The sequence below is a fragment of the Clostridium sp. genome (genome assembly GCF_051654825.1).
In the GTDB taxonomy this organism is placed as follows: Bacteria; Bacillota; Clostridia; order Clostridiales; family Clostridiaceae; genus Clostridium.
In genome coordinates this window covers 1-4496 of record NZ_JBOFYU010000036.1, presented here as the reverse complement: position 1 = coordinate 4496, position 4496 = coordinate 1, and the positions used below count along the sequence as shown (strand labels likewise).

Here is a 4496-nt window from a genome sequence, read left to right as displayed (position 1 = left end):
ATATCTTATATATTTTAATAAGGAGTATTGGAAATGACAAAAATAATTAATAATGAAGCACCTCCTAAGATTTTAATGAAAAACAATGTTCTAGTTCAAGCCAAATATAATTTATCATTAGTTGAAAATAGGGTGTTTTTATTACTTTTATATAAATTACAAAAAACTCCAAATGGGGTTTTATCGTGTGAAATAACGCATGATGAATTTAAGGAGATTATAAAGAAGACTAAAGATAGAAGTATTGGAAGTATTGAAGATATATTAAGTGGATTGAGAAGAAAGCCCATATATTTTATTAAGGAAAAAAATAACGGAGATGTATCATGGGGGGAATATGGATTTATAAATGGTTTTGAGTATGATGTAAAATCTAAGATTTTCCATATTGAATCATCAGAAAAGATTTATAGTTTAATACAAAATTATTTGGAAAGTGGATACACACCTAATAATTTAGCTGTATTATTTGGACTTGGAAATTATTATGCTCAAAGACTATATGATCTACTTCGTTTATGGTCTGGTACAAAGAGTGTTATTACATACTCAGTAGATGAGCTAAAGATGTATCTTAGTTTAGAGGGCAAATATGGAGATTACAATACTTTTAAACGTAGGGTTATATTACCTGCAATAAAAGCATTAGTTGATATTGGATGTTTTGAGATAGATTTTAAGGAGAATAAAGTAGGTAGAAAAGTTGATTCTATAGACTTTATAGTAAAAGATCTGGATAAGCGAAAATATTTTACTAAGGAAGATGTTGTAACAAAGATACCAGGTGAAGTAATTGAAGAAGTTGCAGTTACTGCGGAGGGGGTTATTGATAATAAAGAAGAGACAATCTTTAAACCTAAGTTTAGTGCAGCTAACGAAATTATAAATGAGTCAAAAGAATGTGACTTTGAGCCTTTTGTTCCTGATGAAACCTTGTTTACTAAAGGCACTTTAAGAAGTTTTAAGATTGATTTTAAAGGCATTGATTTTAAGAATAAATACATGGAAAAAGCTTTTAATGATTCGGTTATGGTAGTTCTTGATAGGGATGATGTAGAGACTATTAAAGCTACGTCATACAAGTTCTTCAAGGGTACTTTGGATAATAAGATTGTGGAGTACAAAATTGAGGAAAAAGAAGATATAGAGCATCAAAAAAACATTGAAATGTTTTGGTAGAAGTCACGATAAAGTGAATTAAATTCAAAGATAAGGAGACAATATCGGTGATAGTTAAAGACGATATTATAAAATTATTTGAAGATAGTAATAAAATTCAAATAAAGCACATGACAAGAGAGACAACTTTTGCAGCAGAATTAAAAGTTAATGGAATATATGTTGATAAGATAAAAGAAGTTATTGAATGGGATTTATTCGATAAAGTTATATTATTCTTAGAGTCTCAACCAGGTAACAAAGCATTAAAAGGGAATGCTCAATGCAATAATGCCGACCATACCACAGTTGAAGGGTATATCAATTCTGAAATATATCAAGATACAAAAAGAAGAATCACATATTATGGTGCTATTTTACAAGCTGTAGAGCAAGTATCTGGCTTAGATACTTATTTAAAGTTGTGATAAAATATAGATAAAAGAGAGGAGTGATAAATATGAGTTACGGATTATTAAGCCCTAGGGTCGATTTTGTATTTAAAAAAATATTTGGAAATGAACAGCATCCAAATATTTTAATATCATTCTTAAATGCAGTATTAAATCAAAAGGACGTTATAACATCAGTTAAGATATTAAATACAGATATAGACAAAGAGCATATAGATGATAAATATTCTAGATTAGATATAAAAGCAACTACAAATAACAAAGAACATATAAATATAGAGATACAAGTTAAAAATGAATACAACATGGTAAAGAGATCTATGTATTATTGGAGCAAGATGTATGAGGGGCAAATTATAGAGGGTGATGATTATGACAAGCTTGCAAGAACTGTTTGTATAAATATATTAGATTTTAAATGTTTAAAAAATGATAGATTCCATAACTGCTATAGATTAAAAGAAGTTGAAACAAATGAAGAATTAACCGATATACAGGAGCTGCATTTTATAGAGCTTCCTAAGTATAAAGGAGTATCAGAGGATGAGGATATTTCTAATATGTTAGAGATATGGACTACATTTATAAAGAACCCAGGGAGCAAAGTAATTGAAAGACTAGAAATGTCTAAAGAAGAAATAAAAGATGCTAAGTATGAATTACTTAGAATAAGTGCTAGTTCAAAAGAGAGAGAATTATATGAGCGAAGAAAAGAATCTCTTTTAAATAAAGTTAGTGCTTTAAAAAATGCTGAGGAAAAAGGCGAGAGAAATAAGACCGTTGAAATAGCAAGAAACTTACTGGATATATTAGATAATGAAACTATATCATTAAAAACAGGGTTGAGTGTAGATGAAGTACAAGTGTTAAGGAATGAAATATAATAGATTTTACACAAATTGTACTTAAAACACATTTTATACACAAAAAGTGTGAAAAAAATGTGTATACAAACACATTGTGTTTGTATATAATAAAAATATAGTGTGTTGACAGTAGTCAACAGATTATATTTTAATCTATGATGTGCTTGCTTTGTCAGAGAAGTGAAGTGCGGAGATTTTATCAACGGTTTCTGTATTCAGCCGTTTCTGACTAGAAGTTTTTAACTTCGAACAAAAAATACATCCTAATGAAATATGAAAGCATCTAACTTTTGTTAGATGCTTTTTTTGGTTTCTTAGCTTTATTCTTTTCTATTTCTTCAATTGAAACTATATCAAATACATCTTGATTCTTGATGTATTTATTATCATCTCTTACAAAAAAGCTTTCTGGATAGTGAGTTTTATCTTGAGCTAAGCTTAGATGCATATACTTTCCATTTTCATCTTTAAAAAACATATAGTCACATTTTAAATTAGTTTTTAAACTTACATTTGAAGCATCAAAATCTAAAATAACTTTCTCCAATAATAATTTATCTATATTATGAAAATAGCTAACTCTATCATCTATTTTATTATCAAAATGAGCACTGATTTTTATTGAATTGTATGTAATATTGCCTTGTAATACATTATTAAAAATTCTGTTCTTTTTATTACGTCTAGTATCAAGTTGTGGTAAATCAGTTAAATAGTGAAATCCAATTAGATGATAAAAATTATCTTTTTTGAATTGAACTTGAAAAGTTTTCGTATTCCCATCTTTAGTATCTATAGTTATAATGAAGTCTTTGCCTAGTAACTTCTCATAACTTTTAGCTGCCAAGATAAGAGGATCTATATCTATTGCCATAGCAATCACCCCTATATCATAAATTTGAAATTAAATATATGATATATTTTTTAATATATCATATCAATATTATACAATAAGTTAGTAGCCACTGTTAGGATATTATTAAAAGTGGCTACTAGTAGTGTGGTTACTTTTAATATATTCGACAAACTTTGATAAATAAATTAGAATAGATTATATAAAAATTAAAAAACTAAACAATAAAGTTAATAGTTAATGTATTGAAATAACTAATGTATAATGTTAATTGTTATTTTAAAAGTCAAGTTTGAGCCGACTAACTTGACGATATGCGGTTAAAATATTATTATAAATTTCATAAAATATATTTCATTATGGATAGAGTTACCTAGCACATTTTCGAAAAAAGTCACCAAAGTTTACTTAAATAAAAAAATATCGCCTAAGCTAGTAATACCAATAGCTTCAAAATCAAGTGGCCGATTTTTACACGTATATCGTCCTCCCGGTGAAAATAACCAAACCGTTGCAATTAGCAGGCAAAATCGCCTTAACGTACTAAATCCGCATTTTCCTGACGCTACGATAGCAATGTATTTAAATTAATGAAAAGAAGCTCAGGTGAACATATTGATATTACTTATATCAAATCACTTGTGACGCAAATTTTCGGAAAAAACACAGGTATAAAAATATTACCAAAGATAGTAGCTGTAATAGCTACAAAACCAAGTGGCCGATTTTTACACGTATTTCGGTGTCCTTAGAAAAACACCAAACCATTGCAAATAGCGGATAAAATCGCCTTAACGTTGTAAATCCGCATTTTTAGGACACTACTAGGGCAATGTATTATATCAAAGTCATCAAGTTATTGATGTTACTTGATTTGAAGAAACTTTGGTGCCATTTTGCAGAAAAAACGCAGGTTTAATTAATAGTAGAATTTTAAAAAAAGTAAAGAGATAAACATAGTAATATAAATAGGTACAGAGAAGATGTGTCCGGTTTTTACACGCATCTCGTCGTCCCTAAGAATAGAGACATCATTATTTAGAAGACAGTTGGAGGAAGACATGAAGAAAAGAGCAGTAGGATATGGAAGGATATCTACCTTAATGCAAGTAGATAATACATCACTTAAAGACCAAGAAGATAAAATTAGAATGTATGCTAAGCTTCACGATATCGTGATAGATAAAATGTTTATAGATAAAGCAG

4 protein-coding genes are annotated in these 4496 nt (G+C 28.5%); 3 read left to right on the top strand and 1 reads right to left on the bottom strand.

Annotation, left to right across the window (positions count from 1 at the left end):
• The first annotated feature begins 33 nt into the window (after positions 1–33).
• Genes ACRDBA_RS02095 through ACRDBA_RS02085 form a run of 3 tightly spaced genes read left to right on the top strand, consistent with a single transcriptional unit; the run spans position 34 to position 2455 of the window.
• A complete protein-coding gene (locus ACRDBA_RS02095) occupies positions 34–1179 on the top strand; it encodes a replication initiation protein (RefSeq protein ID WP_438571283.1) in 1146 nt (381 codons plus the stop codon).
• A 47-nt stretch (positions 1180–1226) separates the two neighbouring features.
• Entirely contained in the window at positions 1227–1586 is a 360-nt protein-coding gene (locus ACRDBA_RS02090; RefSeq protein WP_438571282.1) for a hypothetical protein, read from the top strand.
• A 32-nt stretch (positions 1587–1618) separates the two neighbouring features.
• Complete coding sequence (locus ACRDBA_RS02085; protein ID WP_438571281.1) at positions 1619–2455, top strand: Rpn family recombination-promoting nuclease/putative transposase; 837 nt, start codon at positions 1619–1621, stop codon at positions 2453–2455.
• Between the two features lie 265 nt (positions 2456–2720).
• On the opposite strand, the gene ACRDBA_RS02080 is transcribed toward ACRDBA_RS02085, so the two are convergent.
• The gene (locus ACRDBA_RS02080) at positions 2721–3311 is read right to left on the bottom strand and encodes a PBECR4 domain-containing protein (RefSeq protein ID WP_438571280.1); all 591 of its coding nucleotides are present in this window, start codon (positions 3309–3311) and stop codon (positions 2721–2723) included.
• Positions 3312–4496 lie beyond the last annotated feature (1185 nt).

Bases quoted from the DNA above. Each gene is read 5' to 3' on its own strand.
- ACRDBA_RS02085 (WP_438571281.1), top strand. From the start codon at position 1,619: ATGAGTTACGGATTATTAAGCCCTAGGGTCGATTTTGTATTTAAAAAA.
- ACRDBA_RS02095 (WP_438571283.1), top strand. From the start codon at position 34: ATGACAAAAATAATTAATAATGAAGCACCTCCTAAGATTTTAATGAAA.
- ACRDBA_RS02080 (WP_438571280.1), bottom strand. From the start codon at position 3,311: ATGGCAATAGATATAGATCCTCTTATCTTGGCAGCTAAAAGTTATGAG.